General features: G+C 53.8%; 17 protein-coding genes and 1 tRNA gene. 12 read left to right on the top strand and 6 right to left on the bottom strand.

Annotated elements, in window-relative coordinates; genetic code table 11:
- Window positions 1–209 precede the first annotated feature (209 nt).
- From MKR05_RS21020 to yjeJ, 4 genes are all read left to right on the top strand, one after another.
- On the top strand, window positions 210–560 hold the full coding sequence (locus MKR05_RS21020; protein WP_044525178.1) for a hypothetical protein: 351 nt from the start codon (window positions 210–212) through the stop codon (window positions 558–560).
- A gap of 100 nt (window positions 561–660) precedes the next feature.
- Complete coding sequence (locus MKR05_RS21015; RefSeq protein WP_044525177.1) at window positions 661–1,947, top strand: HlyD family secretion protein; 1,287 nt, start codon at window positions 661–663, stop codon at window positions 1,945–1,947.
- On the top strand, window positions 1,940–4,063 hold the full coding sequence (locus MKR05_RS21010; RefSeq protein WP_048296459.1) for a peptidase domain-containing ABC transporter: 2,124 nt from the start codon (window positions 1,940–1,942) through the stop codon (window positions 4,061–4,063). Before MKR05_RS21015 ends, MKR05_RS21010 begins: the two co-directional genes overlap by 8 nt.
- A 14-nt stretch (window positions 4,064–4,077) precedes the next feature.
- Window positions 4,078–4,941 (top strand): YjeJ family protein, encoded by an 864-nt coding sequence (yjeJ, locus tag MKR05_RS21005; protein ID WP_044525175.1) that lies wholly within the window; start codon window positions 4,078–4,080, stop codon window positions 4,939–4,941.
- A 54-nt stretch (window positions 4,942–4,995) separates the two neighbouring features.
- Here the strand turns inward: yjeJ and MKR05_RS21000 are convergent, their stop codons facing one another.
- The 3 genes from MKR05_RS21000 to MKR05_RS20990 form a co-directional block, all read right to left on the bottom strand.
- Window positions 4,996–5,349, bottom strand: a complete 354-nt coding sequence (locus MKR05_RS21000; protein WP_004152419.1) for a DUF4156 domain-containing protein — start codon at window positions 5,347–5,349, stop codon at window positions 4,996–4,998.
- 259 nt (window positions 5,350–5,608) lie between these two features.
- Window positions 5,609–7,255 (bottom strand): chaperonin GroEL, encoded by a 1,647-nt coding sequence (gene groL, locus MKR05_RS20995; protein ID WP_023291693.1) that lies wholly within the window; start codon window positions 7,253–7,255, stop codon window positions 5,609–5,611.
- A gap of 37 nt (window positions 7,256–7,292) precedes the next feature.
- Window positions 7,293–7,586 (bottom strand): co-chaperone GroES, encoded by a 294-nt coding sequence (locus MKR05_RS20990; protein WP_004152420.1) that lies wholly within the window; start codon window positions 7,584–7,586, stop codon window positions 7,293–7,295.
- Window positions 7,587–7,819: 233 nt separating this feature from the next.
- Here MKR05_RS20990 and yjeH point away from each other — a divergent pair, with 233 nt between their 5' ends.
- Complete coding sequence (gene yjeH, locus MKR05_RS20985) at window positions 7,820–9,070, top strand: L-methionine/branched-chain amino acid transporter (protein WP_048296458.1); 1,251 nt, start codon at window positions 7,820–7,822, stop codon at window positions 9,068–9,070.
- Between the two features lie 50 nt (window positions 9,071–9,120).
- Here yjeH and MKR05_RS20980 read toward each other — a convergent pair whose 3' ends face one another.
- The gene (locus MKR05_RS20980) at window positions 9,121–9,597 is read right to left on the bottom strand and encodes an FxsA family protein (RefSeq protein ID WP_048296457.1); all 477 of its coding nucleotides are present in this window, start codon (window positions 9,595–9,597) and stop codon (window positions 9,121–9,123) included.
- 337 nt (window positions 9,598–9,934) lie between these two features.
- Here MKR05_RS20980 and aspA point away from each other — a divergent pair, with 337 nt between their 5' ends.
- The 7 genes from aspA (at window position 9,935) to MKR05_RS20945 (ending at window position 17,934) form a co-directional block, all read left to right on the top strand.
- A complete protein-coding gene (gene aspA / locus MKR05_RS20975; RefSeq protein ID WP_004177762.1) occupies window positions 9,935–11,371 on the top strand; it encodes an aspartate ammonia-lyase in 1,437 nt (478 codons plus the stop codon).
- Window positions 11,372–11,485: 114 nt separating this feature from the next.
- A complete protein-coding gene (locus MKR05_RS20970) occupies window positions 11,486–12,787 on the top strand; it encodes an anaerobic C4-dicarboxylate transporter (protein WP_023291690.1) in 1,302 nt (433 codons plus the stop codon).
- A 94-nt stretch (window positions 12,788–12,881) separates the two neighbouring features.
- On the top strand, window positions 12,882–13,205 hold the full coding sequence (gene cutA / locus MKR05_RS20965; protein WP_004206404.1) for a divalent cation tolerance protein CutA: 324 nt from the start codon (window positions 12,882–12,884) through the stop codon (window positions 13,203–13,205).
- Window positions 13,181–14,977, top strand: coding sequence for a protein-disulfide reductase DsbD (locus MKR05_RS20960; RefSeq protein WP_048296456.1), 1,797 nt, complete (start codon window positions 13,181–13,183; stop codon window positions 14,975–14,977). Before cutA ends, MKR05_RS20960 begins: the two co-directional genes overlap by 25 nt.
- 35 nt (window positions 14,978–15,012) lie before the next feature.
- Window positions 15,013–15,588: a transcriptional regulator gene (locus MKR05_RS20955; RefSeq protein ID WP_032429251.1), complete on the top strand. Its 576-nt coding sequence runs from the start codon at window positions 15,013–15,015 to the stop codon at window positions 15,586–15,588.
- A gap of 67 nt (window positions 15,589–15,655) precedes the next feature.
- On the top strand, window positions 15,656–17,743 hold the full coding sequence (locus tag MKR05_RS20950) for a DUF1176 domain-containing protein (protein ID WP_044525170.1): 2,088 nt from the start codon (window positions 15,656–15,658) through the stop codon (window positions 17,741–17,743).
- A gap of 115 nt (window positions 17,744–17,858) precedes the next feature.
- Window positions 17,859–17,934: transfer RNA gene (locus MKR05_RS20945), tRNA-Phe, on the top strand.
- 686 nt (window positions 17,935–18,620) lie between these two features.
- On the opposite strand, the gene MKR05_RS20940 is transcribed toward MKR05_RS20945, so the two are convergent.
- Window positions 18,621–18,911, bottom strand: a complete 291-nt coding sequence (locus MKR05_RS20940; protein ID WP_048296455.1) for a PerC family transcriptional regulator — start codon at window positions 18,909–18,911, stop codon at window positions 18,621–18,623.
- A 311-nt stretch (window positions 18,912–19,222) separates the two neighbouring features.
- Window positions 19,223–19,789 carry a LuxR family transcriptional regulator gene (locus MKR05_RS20935; RefSeq protein WP_048298618.1) on the bottom strand — a complete coding sequence of 189 codons (567 nt, stop codon included), beginning with the start codon at window positions 19,787–19,789 and terminating at the stop codon, window positions 19,223–19,225.
- Between the last annotated feature and the right edge of the window lie 221 nt (window positions 19,790–20,010).

Here is a 20,010-nt window from a genome sequence, read left to right as displayed (position 1 = left end):
ATAATAACAGAGTGATTTCACATTCTAAAATGAATTGCTAAGTCGTGAAGCTAAAAGTATTGAGAATTAATCGAGCATAAATTTTAAATTTCATCAACAATTCACATTAAGTTGAGTTGATTCATACTACAGCAACGACTATCTTCTCTGCGGACCAACTTCTGGTCTGGAATGAATATATAATTTTAATTTTAGTTAAAGGACTAATCATGCATCAATTAACTGTATTTGAAATGGAAGAAATTTCTGGTGGCGCGCTGACTGATACTTTATCTGATATCGCAACCTGGGCTTTTCAAGAAGTTAGCGCCATCGCGCTTGGGGCTTCTCTGGGAGCTCTTGCAGGTACAGCATTTGCAGGCCGCTGGGGTGGCGTAAGCGGTGGTATCTTTGGTATCGGCTCCATCGGGCAGGGCGTGGGAATGATCGCCGGGGTTATCCTTGGTGGTGTTTGCTTTGGTATTGCAGCAGGTGTTGTCGGTTGGGATTTGACCCTCGAGTATGCAAAAATGGGCGTTGGTGGCGTGTTCGACGGCACCTTTAATTTCTGGAGCAACTAAGTTTTAGCGCTCATAACTGATTCAATATTTTGTTGACATCAGCCGACTATTAAATAAGGCCTGGAGTTTCAGGCCTTTTAACTTCTCGTAAGTGAATACCATGTTGAAAAAAATCTATCGCAAGGAAGCGATCGAATACAAAAAGCATCACTGGAAAGGAAAGGCTTTGCTGCTAGCAGGGCTTCCAGCATGGCTTATTGCATTACTTTCTTTTGCCTTTTTAGCCATTCTAATAACCACCACAATATTTTGTACCTTTACCCAACGCATTGATGTTCGTGGGGAAGTTATTACTTTACCTCATTCTGTCAATGTTTATGCGCCACAGCAAGGGTTTGTTATTTCCCAATATGCCAAAGTCGGTGACCTTGTCGCTAAAGGGCAGTCTTTATATGAAATTGACATCTCCCGCAATACAACAACAGGCAACGTCAGTACGGCGCAAATAGAAGTCATTAATGAAAAGATTGCGAACGCTGAAGATATCATTACCAAACTCTCTCATAATAAAGAAGAAACTCGCTTATCTTTAGATAAACAGCTAAAAACCATCAATGATTCGTTAAAAGAAACTAACCGCATGCTGGTTAATGCGCAGACTGGTTTAAAGAAAATGCATGATAATCTTTCCAGCTACGATAAATATCTTCGTGATGGCCTTATCACCAAAGATCAGTATAACTATCAGCATTCATTATACTTTCAACAACAGAGCACCTATCAGTCTTTGGTCAGTCAGAAAATGCAACTGGAATCCCAGGTAACCCAGTTAAATAGCGATAAAATCACAAAAACGGCAGATTTTGACAACCAAATATCATCTCAGGAAAACCAGATTAATGATTACAAAAACCAGTTGGTTGAATCAAATGCCAATGGTAATGTCATTATTAAAGCAACCACAGAAGGACGCATTGAATCGCTGGCTGTAACAAAAGGACAAATGGTCGACAAAGGCAGCAGTTTAGCGCAAATCAAACCCACTGGTGATATAGAATATTATCTTATTTTATGGTTACCTAATAATAGCATACCTTATGTCAAACCGGGTGATGTCATTAACATCCGCTATGATGCTTTCCCATCCGATAAATTTGGGCAATTCCCGGGAAAAATACTTTCAATATCTTCGGTCCCGACATCCCGACAGGAACTGTCTGAATACACTAATGTTAATAATGGAACGAATCAGCAGGAACTGGCACTCTATAAAACTATTGTCAAAATTGAAAACAAAACCTTTAATTACAATGGTAAAACGCTTTCGCTTTCGAATGGACTGAAGGCTCAAGCCGTTGTATTTCTCGAAGAGCGCCCACTTTATATGTGGATGTTTACCCCTGTGTATAAGATAACTCAAAGCATTACTGGGCCAATCCATGACTAACGAACTGTTCAAAACCATTGTTGCAAAGCTAAATTTTTCTCTGGTTAACAAAACGCCTGTTATTCTACAGTCAGAATCATCGGAATGTGGAGTTGCCTGTCTGGCGATGGTCTGTGGTTATTATGGGTTAAATATCGATTTATTTAATTTTCGTCAACGATTCGGTAGCCCCTCACAGGGTTCCTCACTGTTGTCTCTAAGCAAAACAGCCGAGCAGGCTGGTTTAAAAAACCGTGCGCTAGCGCTCGACCTCGATGAAATAAAACAGCTGAAGCTTCCCTGCATCATCCACTGGGGAATGAACCACTATGTAGTCCTTACAAAAGTAAAGAAAAACGGATTTGTGATTCACGATCCCGCGCTGGGTAAACGAATCATTGGCATCAGTGAGATGTCTAATAATTTTACCGGCGTAGCGCTTGAACTCTGGCCTGACCATAACTTCCAACAAGAGGAGGCGAAATCCCGTTTACGACTCCTGGATTTAATGCATAAAATTGTTGGTTTAAAATCGGCGCTGATTAAGATCTTTGCTTTCTCTGTTGTGGTAGAAGCGATTGGCCTCCTGTTGCCTATTGGTACACAGTTAGTAACTGACCATGTCATTATGGCGCACGATGAAAGTTTACTCTCTGTTATTTGTATTGGTTTAATATTTTTTACGCTATTCCGCACGTTTATTAGCATGCTCCGAGCATGGACGTCGTTAACGTTGAATACGTTGACAAACATTCAATGGAAAACAACGCTATTCGATCATTTGGCAAGTTTGCCATTATCTTTTTTCGAGAAAAGACACTTAGGTGATATCCAGTCTCGTTTCTCGTCTCTGGATACCATTCGTTCAATTTTTACCAACAGTATTGTCACTGGCATCATCGATTCGATAATGACGATCGGTTTGTTAGTCATGCTGACATTATATGGCGGCTGGTTAGTCTGGGTCGTCATTGGCTTTACCGTCTGCTATGCGATTATGCGCTTCGCTACCTATAGTTTTTATCGACGCGTAACGGAAGAGCAGGTCGTTAAAGGGGCACGTGCTAACTCTCACTTTATGGAATCACTTTATGGCATTTCCACGATCAAAGCATTAAATTTAAAAGAACGTCGCTCGCAGCATTGGCTGAATCTTAACGTTGATGCCAGTAACGCAGGTATTAAGCAAACTCGCTTTGATATGATGTTTGGTGGGATTAATACCTTTATCACCTCTATCGATCAGGTGGTGGTACTGTGGTTGGGTGCCATTATGGTAATTGATAATGAGATGACGCTCGGTATGTTTATGGCATTTAATGCTTATCGAGGCCAGTTTTCTCAACGTGCATCGAATCTCATTGATTTGGTGATGCAGCTTCGTATGCTCTCGCTTCATAATGAACGTCTATCTGAAATCGCCTTTAGCGAACCGGAAAAAGAACTTCCATCCCGACGTGTGTTTACAGAAAACACCGGCGTGAAACTTGAAGTCAGGAACCTGAGTTATCAATACGATCCTTTTTCACAACCCATTTTTACCAATCTGAATATAACGGTTGCCCCAGGCGAGTCTGTCGCGCTAATTGGCCCATCTGGCGTTGGCAAAACCACGCTGTTGAAAGTCATGTGCGGTTTGCTTTCACCTGACTCCGGCGAAATACTGGCGGATAATCTGGAGATTCAAAAAATTGGTTTAAATAACTATCGTCTCGGTATCGCCTGCGTACTTCAGGAGGATCGTCTCTTTTCAGGTTCACTTATCGATAATATCAGTGGTTTTGATGATAACCCCGATTTGGAATTCGTAATGGAATGTGCCAAACATTGCAACATCCATGATGAAATCATGAAGATGGCGATGGGATACGAAACCATTGTCGGCGAACTGGGGCTGGGCATTTCCGGCGGTCAAAAGCAGCGTATCCTGATCGCTCGTGCTTTGTACCGTAAACCGAGTATTCTGTTTATGGATGAGGCAACTAGTCACCTGGATCTCAGAAATGAGTCGGTCATCAATCAGTCGATTTCAGCGTTAAGTATCACCCGAATTATTGTCGCGCACCGGCCATCAACCATTGCATCAGCCGATCGCGTTATTGACCTCTCACAATCGAAGTCGATGGCTACCGCTTAATAAAGGAGAAGATTATGCAAGGAACGTTTATTGGTTTTAATACTGCAGGAATTACTTTTGAAGAGCGTTTCCTGGCGCTGTTACTTAAGGTCAAGAAAGCGAATGATACCTGTGAGATTTTCTATCTTCAGGCACCCGTATTATCCGACCTGCTTCTGATATTGCAAAGTAGAATGGCCTTAATTTTTCAGCGACTTGAAAATAAAGGCGAGGCTTACAAAGATGAGATTATCGCTTATAACGAAACACTCGTAACCCATATCCCCACGGTAGAAATGGCTGAAATACAACAGCCTTCTCCTGAGCGGCGTATAATGTCTATTACGCTTAAACCTGGCGAAACGCAGTCAACGCTGATCCTGGTATTTCAGGATGAGCAAATTAAGACGTTAACTATTGATGACCGACAGGTTGAAGCCCTGATAATCGGTATTCAACAGGCATTAAAAACAGTCGGCGATCAGGAACTTATCCAGTATTTAAGTTCAAATATGGATTTTTTAATGTGCTACAGCGTCGACTTAACTACTCAGCCGAATATTGATTACCAGCAGTATCCCCAGGAAGAATGGAAGCTAAACCTGTTTTCCCATTATCTGGGCGTGCTCTATTGCTGCGAGACGGACGAAGGCAAGAAAATTGTCTCCGGAGCGGTGGTAAAAACCAGTGCGCCACATTTATCTGAAATGGAAAACAGCGTGGTAGTACGCCTTATTGAGAAAAGCCCCAAGCTTAAGGCGATGCACACGGCGCTGGCGCCATGCCAAATCTTCAGTACCATTATTCCTTCCCAGCCAGGAAGAATGCTCAGCCTGGAAGAGTGTCTGCGTCCCCTGCATGCCTTCTATCTGGAGAAGAAAGCGGAGCTTAACGCCTGACCCTCTTCTACCGGTCACGCCTCTCTCTACGCTCGCAGAGAGAGGCATCGCGCATCAGTTCGGGCACTTATAAACCTGGCCGTTCATCTCGCTGTCGGTGGGCACAAAGCTCGACAACAGATTTTGCGTCGGGCTGCTGACGCCATAAATCACGTTGCCGCCCATGGCTGCCGCCTGGTTACGCAGGGCGTTAGCCGCACCGCGCATGGAGCCACCCTCATCGCCATTCTGGCCGGAGAGCCAGTTGCTCTGTTTACCCGTCGCGGTCCCTAACAGCTGACACTCTGCGCCCGGCTTCTCCTGCACGAAGCGCACATTCTGGCCGGCGGAGGTTAATTCATTGCTGGAACTGCAACCTGCCAACAGTAAGGCTGCGCCGACAATCCCTGCTAAATATTTTACCTGCATGTTAATCCCCATGATCGATGAGCTGGACGCACTGGCCCGGATGTAAACCTGTCATCCTTCAAACTGCGTCGGCATGAGCCGCTTTCATTCCTTAGCCGGTCGCGCTAGTTAGTCGCTTCCGATACGGAGGTGCTTGCCGCTCTGATGCAGCTTAAATGATTTTTATGTATAAGCCTTATACTAAAAAGCGCGCCAAAAGAAAAACCCCCAGCCATTACTGGCCAGGGGTTTCTGCTTTTTTATGCCGTAGAGCGCACGATTACATCATGCCGCCCATACCGCCCATGCCGCCCATACCGCCAGCAGCACCTAAATCAGGCGCATCGCCTTTCGGCAGGTCGGTCACCATGCACTCGGTGGTGATCATCAGGCCAGCCACGGAAGCCGCGTACTGCAGTGCAGAACGGGTGACTTTGGTTGGGTCCAGGATACCGAAGTCGATCATGTTGCCGTATTCTTCAGTTGCCGCGTTGTAACCGTAGTTACCGTCGCCGGCTTTCACGTTGTTCGCCACAACAGACGGCTCTTCACCGGCGTTGGACACGATCTGACGCAGCGGCGCTTCCATTGCGCGCAGCGCAACTTTGATACCGACGTTCTGATCTTCGTTCTGACCGGTCAGGCCAGCGAGTTTCGCTGCAACGCGAACCAGCGCTACGCCGCCGCCAGCCACCACGCCTTCTTCAACCGCAGCACGAGTGGCGTGCAGGGCATCGTCGACGCGTGCTTTTTTCTCTTTCATTTCAACTTCGGTTGCCGCGCCGACTTTGATTACGGCAACGCCGCCAGCCAGTTTAGCGACACGTTCCTGCAGTTTTTCACGGTCGTAGTCGGAGGTTGCTTCTTCGATCTGCTTACGGATCTGAGCAACGCGGCCCTGGATTGCGGATTCTTCGCCAACGCCATCGATGATGGTGGTGGTGTCTTTGTTGATAACCACGCGTTTCGCCTGGCCCAGGTCTTCCAGAGTCGCTTTTTCCAGCTCCATACCGATCTCTTCAGAGATAACGGTACCGCCAGTCAGCGTCGCGATATCCTGCAGCATGGCTTTACGACGGTCGCCGAAGCCCGGCGCTTTCACCGCAGCCACTTTCACGATGCCGCGCATGGTGTTAACCACCAGGGTCGCCAGCGCTTCGCCTTCAACGTCTTCAGCGATGATAACCAGCGGTTTGCCAGCTTTCGCTACGGCTTCCAGAACCGGCAGCATTTCGCGGATGTTGGAGATTTTTTTGTCAGCAAGCAGGATGAACGGGCTTTCCAGCTCAACGGCGCCGGTGTCCGGCTTGTTGATGAAGTACGGAGACAGGTAGCCGCGGTCGAACTGCATACCTTCAACCACGTCCAGTTCGTCTTCCAGACCGGTACCGTCTTCAACGGTGATCACGCCTTCTTTGCCAACTTTATCCATCGCTTCCGCGATCAGTTTACCGACGGTTTCGTCGGAGTTAGCGGAGATGGTACCTACCTGAGCGATAGCTTTGGAGTCAGAGCACGGAACGGACAGCGCTTTCAGTTCTTCAACAGCGGCAACGACAGCTTTGTCGATACCACGTTTCAGATCCATCGGGTTCATGCCCGCAGCAACCGCTTTCAGGCCTTCGTTCACGATAGCCTGCGCCAGTACGGTTGCGGTGGTGGTACCGTCGCCTGCCGCGTCGTTCGCTTTAGAGGCAACTTCTTTCACCATCTGCGCGCCCATGTTTTCGAACTTGTCTTCCAGCTCGATTTCACGTGCAACGGAAACACCATCTTTGGTGATGGTCGGCGCGCCGAAGGATTTGTCCAGAACCACGTTACGGCCTTTCGGGCCCAGGGTCACTTTAACTGCATCTGCCAGTACGTTTACGCCGCGCAGCATTTTTACACGAGCGTCGTTACCGAATTTTACGTCTTTTGCTGCCATTTCTTATATTCCTCAAATTCGTTCAGGGTCGTGCGAATTAAGCTTCAACAATTGCCAGGATGTCGCTTTCGGACATGATCAGCACTTCTTCGTTGTCAATCTTCTCAGTCTTCACGCCGTAGCCATCGTTGAAAATCACGATGTCACCAACTTTAACGTCCAGCGGCTGCACGGTCCCGTTTTCCAGGATGCGGCCTTTACCGACAGCGATGATTTCGCCACGCGTTGACTTAGCTGCTGCAGAACCGGTCAGAACGATGCCGCCCGCAGATTTGGTTTCAACTTCTTTACGTTTGACGATCACACGATCATGTAACGGACGAATACTCATTGATAGCTCTCCTTCGAGAAAGTCATTATCAGTTATGGGTGACGCCGGGCCGAACGCGGTTTACCGGCTAGTGCAGAGAGAGATGGGGATGGCCATTTCCCGCTTCAAGGGCAAAATTAAAAAAAAATTTTTACCTTTGCGCTGGCGCGCAAAAAGCGGCGCCACCGGGCAACCGGTCATAAGGAAAAGCGATTGTGATACTCTCTTTCTTTTCACTGGCGCAGGATGGAATCATGAGTGGTTTAAAACAGGAGTTAGGGCTGGGACAGGGAGTCGGGTTGCTTTCCACCTCACTGCTGGGCACCGGCGTTTTCGCCGTTCCGGCGCTGGCGGCGCTGGTCGCTGGCGATAACAGCCTGTGGGCATGGCCGTTGCTTATCCTTCTTGTTTTTCCGATTGCCATCGTCTTCGCCCTGCTGGGCCGCCATTTCCCCAGCGCGGGCGGCGTGGCCCACTTTGTCGATATGGCCTTTGGCCCACGTCTGGCCAGCGTCACCGGCTGGCTGTTTTTATCGGTTATCCCGGTCGGACTCCCCGCCGCCCTGCACATCGCCACCGGCTTCGGCCAGGCGCTGTTCGGCTGGCATGATGCGCAGCTGCTGCTGGCGGAGCTGGGTACCCTGGCCATCGTCTGGTGGATCGGTTCACGTGGCGCCAGCTCCAGCGCCAACCTGCAGACGCTGGTTGCCGTGCTGATCGTGGCGCTGATTGTCGCCGTCTGGTGGCGCGGCGGGATAAGTCCGGCGCAGATCCCCTTCCCCGCCCCGGCGGAGATCGACCGCGGCCAGCTCTTCTCCGCGCTGTCGGTGATGTTCTGGTGCTTTGTCGGCCTGGAAGCCTTTGCCCACCTCGCCTCGGAGTTTAAACACCCCGAGCGCGATTTTCCTCGCGCGCTGATGATAGGCCTGCTGCTTGCCGGTTCGGTCTACTGGGCCTGCACCGTGCTGGTGTTGCACTTCCACGCCTTTGGCGTGGAGATGGCGGCGGCGGCGTCATTACCGAATATCGTGGTCCGCCTGTTCGGCGTCGAAGCGCTGTGGGTGGCCTGCGTCATCGGTTACCTCGCCTGTTTCGCCAGCCTCAACATCTATATTCAGAGCTTCGCCCGCCTGGTCTGGTCGCAGGCGCAGCATAAGCCACAGAGCTACCTCGCGAGGCTGTCGCCGCGGCAGATCCCACGCAACGCCCTCAACGCCGTGCTGGGCTCCTGCGTGGTCAGCACCTTGTGTATCTATTTTCTCGATATCAATCTGGACGCGCTGATCGTCTATGCCAACGGCATTTTCATCATGATCTATCTGCTGTGCATGCTGGCGGGCTGTCGTTTGCTGCGCGGGCGCTATCGGCTGCTGGCGGCGGTGGGCAGCATTCTCTGTCTGCTGCTGCTGGCGATGGTCGGCTGGAAGAGTCTGTACGCGCTGGTGATGCTGGCGGTGCTGTGGTTGTTTTTACCGAGACGTAAGCTGGCGACAGGAAGCGCATAGGCGCAAAAAGAAAGCGGCCCGGTCGCGTCTGCAGACCGGGCCGATAAACGTTAATCGCGGCGATCGTCCTTGTGGTCCAGACGGTCGCGCTGTTCATCCTTGCGCTGGTATTCCCCTTCGAAGATCTCTCCGCCGCCAGTCCCGGCGCTAAAGCCGCCACCCGGCATCCGGCTGAAGCGCAAATGCGGCATCAGCTTCATCGTCAGGTGCTTCTGCACCGGGGGCAAAAGCAGCAGCAGGCCGAGGAAGTCGGTAAAGAACCCCGGGATCAACAGCAGCAGGCCAGCGATAATCAGCGAGACGCTCTTGATCATCTCCGCCGCCGGGCTCTCGCCCGCGGCCATCTTCTGCTGCATCAGCAGGAAGTTTTTGAAGCCCTGGTTGCGCACCAGCGACATCCCCACCACCGAGCTAAAGATCACCAGGATCAGCGTCATAAAGACGCCCAGCACGTGCGCGACCTGGATAAAGATCGATATCTCAATGTAAACGTAAAGAAAAAAGGCAATAAACGGAATCCAACGCACCGGCGTCTCCTTCATCGACAGGCGCCGAATTCGGCCCCCGTAGTCATCAATTTGCTGATCGCATCCCATTAAGATGGGGATGCTGAGCGGCTTTTCAATCAGCGGAAATGCTTATTTTTTCCAGGAATAGGAAAGCGGTGACCCATTTCACAGATTAATAAATCTTCTCACACCCGCGATGTAATAAGTGATCAAGCTTACTGATATTCGCTATCATCAGCATATGATCTTGGGCACCGGGCCGGTTAAGGAAATAATCGTCGGCCAGAAAATATACTGAATCCTGGATATTCTGTGTATTTGGTGAATTCATTGGCAGCTTGAAAAGAAGGTTCACATGTTAAACAACATTCGTATCGAAGAAGATCTGTTGGGCACCAGGGAAGTTCCCGCGGACGCTTACTACGGCGTTCATACTCTGCGAGCGATTGAAAACTTCTACATTAGCAACAGCAAAATCAGCGACATACCAGAATTCGTGCGCGGCATGGTGATGGTGAAGAAAGCCGCCGCGCTGGCGAACAAGGAGCTGCAGACCATTCCCAAAAGCGCGGCAAATGCGATTATCGCCGCCTGTGACGAAGTCCTGAATAACGGCAAATGCATGGACCAGTTCCCGGTCGATGTCTTCCAGGGCGGGGCCGGCACCTCCGTAAACATGAACACCAACGAAGTCCTGGCAAACATCGGCCTCGAGCTGATGGGCCACCAGAAAGGCGAATACCAGTACCTGAACCCAAACGATCACGTCAACAAATGCCAGTCCACCAACGATGCCTACCCGACCGGGTTCCGCATTGCGGTGTATGCCTCTATCCTCAAGTTAATCGATGCGATTAAGCAGCTGGGCGAAGGTTTCCAGGCGAAAGCCGAGGAGTTCCAGGACATCCTCAAGATGGGCCGCACCCAGCTGCAGGACGCAGTGCCGATGACCCTCGGTCAGGAGTTCCATGCCTTCAATGTGCTGCTCAATGAAGAGACCAAAAGCATTCTGCGCACCGCGGAGCTGCTGCTGGAAGTGAACCTTGGCGCAACCGCCATCGGCACACGCCTCAACACCCCGGACGGTTATCAACAGCTGGCGGTGCAGAAGCTGGCGGAAGTGAGCAACTTACCGGTCGTTCCGGCGGAAGATCTGATTGAAGCCACCTCGGACTGCGGGGCGTACGTCATGGTTCACAGCTCGCTGAAACGCCTGGCGGTGAAACTGTCCAAGATCTGTAACGACCTGCGCCTGCTCTCTTCCGGACCGCGCGCGGGCCTCAACGAAATTAACCTGCCTGAGCTGCAGGCTGGCTCTTCTATTATGCCGGCGAAGGTTAACCCGGTGGTGCCGGAGGTGGTCAACCAGGTCTGCTTTAAAGTGATCGGCAACGACACCACGGTGACCATGGCCTCAGAAGCCGGGCAGCTGCAGCTGAACGTGATGGAACCGGTGATCGGCCAGGCGATGTTCGAGTCTATCCACATTCTGACCAACGCCTGCTACAACCTGCTGGAGAAATGCGTCAACGGCATTACCGCCAACAAAGCGGTGTGCGAAGGTTACGTCTATAACTCCATCGGCATCGTCACCTACCTCAACCCGTTTATCGGCCACCACAATGGCGATATCGTCGGCAAGATCTGCGCCGAAACCGGGAAGAGCGTGCGGGAAGTGGTGCTGGAACGTGGGCTGCTGACGGCGGCGGAGTTGGATGACATTTTCTCCGCGCAAAACCTGATGCATCCCGCTTATAAAGCGAAGCGTTATACCGATGAAAGCGAACAGTAATCTTTCCGGATAGTCATTCAAAGGCATGTCAGCGATGACATGCCTTTTTGCTTTTTAGTTTTACTAAAATACAACAATCCAATATCAACTTGTTAAAAAACAAGGAAGGCATATATGTTTGGTGCAGAACTGGTTATTGTCCTGCTGGCGATTTATCTCGGCGCCCGGCTCGGCGGCATCGGTATCGGCTTTGCCGGTGGCCTTGGCGTCCTTGTCCTGACGCTTATTTTTCAAATTAAACCGGGTGCGATCCCCTTCGACGTTATTGAAATCATTATGGCGGTGATTGCCGCTATCGCCGCCATGCAGGTCGCAGGCGGAATGGATTACCTGGTCAGCCTCGCCGAACGGATGCTGCGTCGCCACCCGAAATATATTACCTTCCTTGCCCCGCTGGTGACCTGGTTTATGACCGTGCTCGCCGGTACTGGCCATACCGCCTTCTCCACGCTGCCGGTGATCACCGAAGTGGCCAAAGAGCAAGGCATCCGTCCGTCCCGTCCGCTGTCGATTGCGGTGGTGGCCTCCCAGATAGCGATCACCGCTTCGCCCATCTCCGCCGCGGTGGTGTTCTTTGCCGGGATCCTGGAGCCGCTGGGCGTTAGCTACCTGATGCTGCTGGCCATCTGTATTCCGGTCACCCTGCTGGCGGTGATGCTCACCGCTATCGTCTGCAATTTTCTCGGCTGCGAACTGAAAGACGACCCGGTTTACCAGGAGCGGCTGGCCAAGGGTGAGGTCAGACTGCGCGGCAGCCAGGTGTTTGAGCTGAAGCCGCACGCCAAACGTTCCGTTCTGCTGTTTCTGATCGGCATCGTAGCGGTGATGTTCTACGCCACGGCCATCAGCGATACCGTCGGTCTGATCAAAAACCCGGTACTACCGCGTAACGAGGCGATCGTGGTGTTTATGCTGACCATCGCCACGCTGATCAGCATCACCTGCAAAATCGACACCGGCGAAGTGCTCAATGCCAGCACCTTTAAGTCCGGAATGAGCGCCTGCGTCTGCGTGCTCGGCGTCGCCTGGCTGGGGGATACCTTCGTTAAAGCGCATATCAGCGATATCCAGGCCGTGGCCGGCGACCTGCTGCATAACTACCCGTGGCTGCTGGCGGTGGTGCTGTTCTTTGCCGCCACGCTGCTCTACTCGCAGGCGGCCACCACCAAAGCGCTGATGCCCGCCGCGCTGATGCTGGGCGTGAGCCCTCTCACTGCCATCGCCTCGTTTGCCGCCGTCTCCGCCCTTTTCGTTCTGCCGACCTACCCCACCCTGCTGGCGGCGGTCGAAATGGATGACACCGGCTCCACCCGCATCGGTAAATACGTCTTCAACCACGCCTTCCTGATCCCCGGCGTCATCGCCATTACGCTGTGCGTGATCCTCGGGTTTATTTTTGGCGGCATCATGCTGTAAATCTCTTCAAATTCGGGCCAGATCCTGGCCCGTTTCGTTAATCCTCCCCACCTTGCGTGCTATAGTGCCTCTTTTCGCTGATACGAGGTTCATGATGACTACGCCTGATGCTGTTGTTGTGCTCTGTACCGCGCCGGATGAAGCGACCGCCCAGGATCTGGCGGCAAAAGCGCTGGCCGAAAAGCTGGCCGCCTGCGCCACGCTCCTGCCGGGCGCCACCTCGCTCTATTACTGGGAAGGGAAGCTGGAGCAGGAGTATGAAGTTCAGATGCTGCTCAAAACCGATCTTGCCCATCAGCAAGCGCTGCTGGACTGCCTGAAGTCTCACCACCCGTATCAAACCCCTGAACTGCTGGTTCTGCCCGTCACGTATGGAGACAACGATTACCTCTCATGGCTTACCGCATCTTTACGCTGATCCTGCTGCTGTGCAGCGCGTCAGCCACCGCCGGGTTATTCGACGCGCCGGGGCGCTCGAACTTCGTGCCTGCTGACCAGGCCTTCGCCTTTGACTTTCAGCAGCAACAGCATGACCTCAACCTGAGCTGGCAAATCAAGGATGGTTACTATCTTTATCGTCAACAGTTTACCTTCCGCGCCGCCGGGGCGACGATCGCCGAACCGGCGCTGCCGGCGGGCGAGTGGCATGAGGATGAGTTTTACGGCAAAAGCGAGATCTTTCGTCAGCGCCTGACCGTCCCGGTCACGGTGAAGCAGGCGGACAAAGACGCCACCCTCACCGTCACCTGGCAGGGCTGCGCCGATGCCGGATTCTGTTATCCGCCGGAGACCAAAGTGATCCCGCTGAGCGCCGTGCTGGCGGCTTCGGCAGATGGCCGGGCGACCACCATTGCCCCTGCGCCGCCGGCGAGCAGCCGTCCGGCGTTCAACCCGCCGCTGCCGGTTGAGCCGCGTCCGGTCCCGGAGGTCGCCACTTCACCTGCGCCTGCCTCAGCGCCGCCCGCTGACGCCCCCGCCCGCCTGCCTTTCACCGCCCTGTGGGCGCTGCTGATAGGCATTGGTATCGCCTTCACCCCCTGCGTGCTGCCGATGTATCCGCTGATTTCCGGCATCGTGCTGGGCGGCAAACAGCGGCTTTCCACCGCGCGCGCCCTGCTGCTGGCCTTTATTTATGTCCAGGGGATGGCCTTAACCTATACCGCGCTGGGGCTGGTGGTAGCCGCCGCCGGGCTGCAGTTCCAGGCGGCCCTGCAGCACCCGTATGTGCTGGTGGGTCTGTCGGCAGTCTTTATACTGCTGGCGCTCTCCATGTTCGGCCTGTTCACGCTACAGCTGCCCTCCTCGCTGCAGACGCGGCTGGCGCTGCTCAGCAATAAGCGCCAGGGCGGCTCGCCCGGCGGAGTCTTTGCGATGGGCGCTATTGCCGGGCTGATCTGCTCCCCCTGCACCACTGCGCCGCTGAGCGCCATCCTGTTATATATCGCCCAGAGCGGTAATCTGTGGCTGGGCGGCGGCACGCTGTACCTCTACGCGCTGGGCATGGGCCTGCCGTTGATTCTCGTCACCGTGTTTGGCAACCGTCTGCTGCCGAAGAGCGGCCCGTGGATGAGCCATGTGAAGACCGCCTTCGGATTCGTGATCCTGGCTCTGCCCGTTTTCCTGCTGGAGCGCATCCTTGGCGACCAGTGGGGATTACGTCTGTGGTCAATGCTTGGCGTCGCCTTCTTCAGCTGGGCGTTTATCACCTCGCTGGGCGCGACCCGGTCGTGGATGCGGCTGGCGCAAATCATTCTTCTTGCCGCCGCGCTGGTCAGCGCCCGTCCGCTGCAGGACTGGGCGTTTGGCGCCCCGGCGCTCGAGCAGCAGGCGCATCTGGCCTTCACCCGCGTCAGCTCGGTAACCGAGCTTGATCGGGCGCTGGCGCAGGCAAAAGGCCAGCCGGTGATGCTCGATCTCTACGCCGACTGGTGTGTAGCCTGCAAAGAGTTTGAAAAATACACCTTTCGTTCACCTGACGTGCAGCAGGCGCTGAAAGGCGTCGTGTTATTACAGGTTGATGTGACAAAAAACAGTCCGCAAGACGCCGCGCTGCTGAAGCGCCTGCAGGTGCTCGGTCTGCCGACGATCCTGTTCTTCAACGCGCAGGGCCAGGAACAACCCGACCGGCGGGTCACCGGCTTTATGGATGCTGCGGCATTCAGCGCCCATTTGCGCGATTGGCAAGCGTGAGCGACACTTTAGGAGGAAAGATGGAGGAGAACACCGTGCTACGTGAAGACGTCCTGGCAGAAGCCATTAAAATTCTTGAAATTGAAGGTATCGCCAACACGTCGCTGGAGATGGTCGCTGAGCGCGTGTCCTGTCCGACGAGCGACCTGAAACGCTTCTGGCCCGATCGCGAAGCGCTGCTCTACGACGCGCTTCGCTATCTGAGCCACCAGGTGGATGCCTGGCGCCGTCAGCTGCTGCTGGACGACACCTTAAGCGCAGAGCAAAAGCTGCTGGCGCGCTATAGCGCGCTTACCACCTGCGTCAGCAACCAGCGCTACCCCGGCTGTTTATTTATCGCCGCCTGCACCTTCTATCCGGATGCCCAGCACCCGATCCACCAGCTGGCGGAACAGCAGAAGCAGGCTTCGCTGGCCTACACCCATGAGCTGCTGACCCAGCTGGAGGTGGATGATCCGGAAATGGTCGCCAAGCAGATGGAGCTGATTGTCGAGGGCTGTCTGAGCCGTCTGCTGATCAAGCGTAGCCAGACGGATGTCGATACGGCGCGGCGGCTGGCAGAAGATATTCTGCGCTTCGCCCAGTGCCGTATGGGCGGGGCCTTAACCTGATTCTGATATCCTAACCGCCACGTCGCGCCTATAATTTCCCCCTCACTGATTGCTGACAGGGATTGATATGCGCGCGTTCTTCTGGGCTGCCTGGCTGGGGCTGTGCTCCACACCTCTGCTGGCGGCGCCCCTGCAAGGTTTTTCCTTTGCGCAAAAAGACTGGGAGCTCGCCTGCGATAACACTGGCACCTGCCGGGCGGCGGGTTACGGCGCCCGCATGGGCGAGGTCAGCGTGCTGTTGACCCGCAACGCCGGCAGCGAACAGCACCTCACCGCCACGGTCACCTTCGCGCAGATCGAACACGATATCCCCGCCGACTCCACCGCCAGCCTGCTGATCGACGACCGGGACCTCGGCTCGCTGGATGCCGTGGATGACAGCCACTTCCGTCTGGACAGCGATCAGACCTCCGCCGTGCTGCAGGCCCTGGCGAACCAGCGCAAAATTGAATTCACGCTTAACGGCCAGCACCTGCCGCTTTCCAGCGCCGGCAGCCGCGAGGTGCTGAGTAAAATGGATGCGTTTCAGCGACGAACCGGCACCGCCGACGCGCTGCTGGATAAAGGCAACGCGGGCGACGATGCCATTTTGCCCGCTGCCCCCGCCCAGGAAATCATCGCCGCGCCGGTGATCCACAACGCGCAACCTGTACCGCTGAGCATGCTCCAGCGCCAGAAGCTGTTGCCCGCCCTGACGCCGCTGCTGAACCAGCGCTGTGAAGACTGGCAGAACCCGGCCATTCCGGCGGCAGAGCGCCAGATCACCCTCACCGCGCTGGATAAAACCCATTCGCTGGCGCAGGCGCTCTGCTGGCGAGCGCCCTATAACGATGGCTATGCCCTGTGGCTGGTCGATAACGCCCAGTTGAGCAAACCGCGGCTGCTCACTACCGAGGCCTCCAGCTACGCCAACGGCACGCTGGTCTTCCTGCACAAAGAGCGGGGCATGGCCGACTGCGTAACCGGCGAGACGCGCGTCTGGGAGGGTAAAACCTTCGTTCCCAGCCTGAAGTACAGCACCGGTATGTGCCGGGAAATCACCCCGGGCGGCACCTGGATGCTGCCGACCTTTGTCAGCCAGGTGATCCCGAAGCAGCAGAAAGAAGCGGATAACCTGGCCCTGCGAACGCTGTACAACGCGGTGCTGAAAGCGCAAAAAAGCGATCCGGAACTGGCGCTGAACCGGGTCGCCGAGCAGTTTCCGTTAACCGGCCATATTACCGACTTCACGCTCACTTACGCCGATGACAGCCTGGTGACGACCAGCAAACCGTCCCCGGATATCAGCGATGACGAGTGGCAGGCGTTTCTGCGCTCCGCAATTAGCGCAGATTCAGAAAACGGTAAAGTCAACTTTACGCTTATCGACCTCGACGGCGACGGCAAACGCGATCTGATCATCGACAGCTACGTGGGCGGCACCGGGCTCTTCAGCTACACCGGGGTACTCCGGCGCGGCGATGATGATTTTGCCGCCGTCAACGATAGCGACAGTGATAACGGCGAAGATTTCGATGCCGGGGTGCCCGGCGCCCTCTTTTCGATCAATGGCCGCGGGGCTAACCAATGGAACCACTGGGTCAAAATCAACGGCCAGGTCTATGCCCTGTGGTACAACGGCCAGTTTGGCGAAGATAATCTCTATCTGCTGCGCCCGTTCAGCACCGCCAGCCAGACGCCCGCGGTGACGGTTCGCTATCGCTATACGCTGAACAGCATCCGCTCCCCGGAGAAAGACCAACCGCTGACCCCCAGCCTGAGCGACGGCGATAAAGCGGATCTGCTGCGCTCGCTGGAGGTGATGCAGGGCAACCTGCTGAAAGACAAACCCGCCAGCGACAACGATGCGCCGATCTGCCCCATTCCGCCCGGCGCCTCCGCCGACGAGGCGGACAACTATTACAGCGGCGTTGCCGTTAACTATATCTATGAGACGGTGGCCTATATTCCGGTCTGGCTGAACGGAAAATGTTATATCGGCACTATTTTCAGCCATCATGGCGCCTATCGTCACGGTGTGGATGCGGAAATTACGCTGAGCTCGCCGCGGGAAGATGAAGAGGTCATTGGTGATTACCTGATCTCCGGGTTGCGCCACGTTATCTCCGTCACCAGCGGCTGGAAAAGCCGTGAAGGCGATAACGGCATGCAGTGATATTGAGTCAAAATGCGCCTTTGAACGCGGAATTGCCGCAAAGATAAGCAATCGACAAGTAATTTAAGAAATTTGGTTGACGGGGTGGGCGGATTACGGTTTAATGCGCCCCGTTGCCCGGATAGCTCAGTCGGTAGAGCAGGGGATTGAAAATCCCCGTGTCCTTGGTTCGATTCCGAGTCCGGGCACCACTTATTCAGAGAACCCAGCCTATGGCTGGGTTTTTGCTTTTCTACATCCGGACTCTTCATCGAACTGCGTTCGATTATTCGCCGCACAGCGGCTCACCCCTTCGGGGCCAGCGCGACACGCGCGCTGTTCAACGCCTGCGGCGTTAGTCCGAGTCCGGGCACCACTTATTCAGAGAACCCAGCCTATGGCTGGGTTTTTGCTTTTCTACATCCGGACTTTTTCATCGAACTCCACTCTATGATCCCCTGCCCGGCGGCGCTGCGCTTGCGCGGGCCTACGCTGTTTGAGCCTGCGGGAGGAGCCGTAGGCCGGATAAGGCATTGATGCCGCCATCCGGCATAACCGCGGGTACGGCGTCTGATGTATATCGCCCGGCGACGCTGCGCTTGCGCGGGCCTGCGCTGTTTGAGCCTGCGGGAGGACCCGTAGGCCGGATAAGGCATTTATGCCGCCATCCGGCACAACCGCGGGTACGGCGTCTGATGTATATCGCCCGGCGGCGCTGCGCTTGCGCGGGCCTACGCTGTTTGAACCTGTGGGAGGACCCGTAGGCCGGATAAGGCATTTATGCCGCCACCCGGCACAACCGCGGGTACGGCGTCTGATGTATATCGCCCGGCGACGCTGCGCTTGCGCGGGCCTGGGGGTCAATGAAACGTCTGCGCAAACGCAGTGAAGAAAGGTATTACTCGGCGGCGGTTTTTCCTTTGCCGGGCAGCCTGAACGCTTCGCCATAGGGCTTCGCAATGCCCATGCGATACTGCGTCTCCTTTGCCGCCTGGTGGAGATCAGCGAACTCCTCTTTCGGCGCCGGCGGACGTTGCGCCTTTTTCAGACACTGATTGCGATGATGACGGATCCACTCTCGGTCCTCATCGTCCAGGCAACGCTGCATCACCTCAATCCATCTGGATGCCGCCCGACGGTAGAACCCACAGGCTTCTAACCGCTCCGCAATACTGTCCCTTATTCTCATCCACCTCGCTCCTCTGATGCTTTCACGATATCTCATGGTATTCCGACGCGTGAGTCGGAATACCATGGTAGAGTTAATTTATGACAAAACTATTCCTCTGCGGCGCAAGGAATATAATCATTATAATAATCGCTGTGCATAGCAAACCGCCATGGCGGTAATTACTTCCAAAGAGCTCCGGAATTATATGCCGGGCGCCGCCCTGGATACCGACTGGTATCGACGGTTGTACCTATCAATATCTATTTAATTTATTACATTTCCATCGTCACATACCTTGCGATATCACCTGTTCCCTGTACAACCACGCCTTATGGCGATCGACCGGACTGGTCCAGCAGTTTATTTTTGAAGATAAATAAGCAGGCTTCATTAAAATTATCTAACCCCAGTCGCTCATAAAGCGCGGTCCGCTTGCGGTAAAGGCCTTTTAGCGAAGTATTCAGATTCACCGCCACCTCCTCCATTGTCATCCCCGACCCAAGAAAACGCAGCATCAGCTGCTCTGTCATACTTAAGCGCAGATTGTCGAACCACTCTTTGGTCAGCCGCTTGCTCTTCATCTCCAGAAAAAGTCCAAATAAGGTCGCCATATCAGCGGGTGATAATGACATGTTTAAAAACGATTTCAGACTGAGTAAATGCTCTTCCCGATGGCGCATATCGAGGACAATACAGCATATTCGCTTTCTGGATTGTGCCGCCTCCATGACCAGATAATCGTAATGACAAAGCGGCGAACGGCTATCAACCAGCAGAGAGAGTTCATCAACCTCATTATCTAAAATCGTTTTTCCGCTAGAATCTAACTGAATGATATCAGGAAAGAAATTCTTAACTCCTTGAAAAAGATAGTGATCCTGGGTAACTAATATCATTGAATTTGCCACAAGTCTTCCCTTTAACATTTAATCAACAAATTCTCGTCAACCAGACGTTTTCCTTGCCCCTGGGGAACGCTCCGCATGGCGTTAAAAATAACGAGATCTGTGATTTATCATTAGCGCGGCATCTGAATCTGGCTGTGAAAAACCTCCCTGGGTGCGGACAGAAAATAAACGGATTAATTATAAATAAAAAAATCCCACAGAAAAGATGC

Origin of the sequence: Klebsiella sp. K5-204 (assembly GCF_030128585.1) — a bacterium.
GTDB lineage: Bacteria > Pseudomonadota > Gammaproteobacteria > Enterobacterales > Enterobacteriaceae > Klebsiella > Klebsiella quasipneumoniae.
The sequence above is the reverse complement of the archived record's forward strand: the minus strand, read 5'-3'. Positions and strand labels throughout refer to the sequence as shown.

Excerpts from the sequence above, each read along its gene's own strand:
- yjeH (WP_048296458.1), top strand. The coding sequence starts at position 7,820 with ATGAGTGGTTTAAAACAGGAGTTAGGGCTGGGACAGGGAGTCGGGTTG.
- yjeJ (WP_044525175.1), top strand. The coding sequence starts at position 4,078 with ATGCAAGGAACGTTTATTGGTTTTAATACTGCAGGAATTACTTTTGAA.
- groL (WP_023291693.1), bottom strand. The coding sequence starts at position 7,255 with ATGGCAGCAAAAGACGTAAAATTCGGTAACGACGCTCGTGTAAAAATG.
- MKR05_RS21020 (WP_044525178.1), top strand. The coding sequence starts at position 210 with ATGCATCAATTAACTGTATTTGAAATGGAAGAAATTTCTGGTGGCGCG.
- MKR05_RS21015 (WP_044525177.1), top strand. The coding sequence starts at position 661 with ATGTTGAAAAAAATCTATCGCAAGGAAGCGATCGAATACAAAAAGCAT.
- aspA (WP_004177762.1), top strand. The coding sequence starts at position 9,935 with ATGTTAAACAACATTCGTATCGAAGAAGATCTGTTGGGCACCAGGGAA.
- MKR05_RS20970 (WP_023291690.1), top strand. The coding sequence starts at position 11,486 with ATGTTTGGTGCAGAACTGGTTATTGTCCTGCTGGCGATTTATCTCGGC.
- MKR05_RS20960 (WP_048296456.1), top strand. The coding sequence starts at position 13,181 with ATGGCTTACCGCATCTTTACGCTGATCCTGCTGCTGTGCAGCGCGTCA.
- MKR05_RS20950 (WP_044525170.1), top strand. The coding sequence starts at position 15,656 with ATGCGCGCGTTCTTCTGGGCTGCCTGGCTGGGGCTGTGCTCCACACCT.
- MKR05_RS20990 (WP_004152420.1), bottom strand. The coding sequence starts at position 7,586 with ATGAGTATTCGTCCGTTACATGATCGTGTGATCGTCAAACGTAAAGAA.
- cutA (WP_004206404.1), top strand. The coding sequence starts at position 12,882 with ATGACTACGCCTGATGCTGTTGTTGTGCTCTGTACCGCGCCGGATGAA.
- MKR05_RS20940 (WP_048296455.1), bottom strand. The coding sequence starts at position 18,911 with ATGAGAATAAGGGACAGTATTGCGGAGCGGTTAGAAGCCTGTGGGTTC.
- MKR05_RS21010 (WP_048296459.1), top strand. The coding sequence starts at position 1,940 with ATGACTAACGAACTGTTCAAAACCATTGTTGCAAAGCTAAATTTTTCT.
- MKR05_RS21000 (WP_004152419.1), bottom strand. The coding sequence starts at position 5,349 with ATGCAGGTAAAATATTTAGCAGGGATTGTCGGCGCAGCCTTACTGTTG.
- MKR05_RS20935 (WP_048298618.1), bottom strand. The coding sequence starts at position 19,789 with ATGATATTAGTTACCCAGGATCACTATCTTTTTCAAGGAGTTAAGAAT.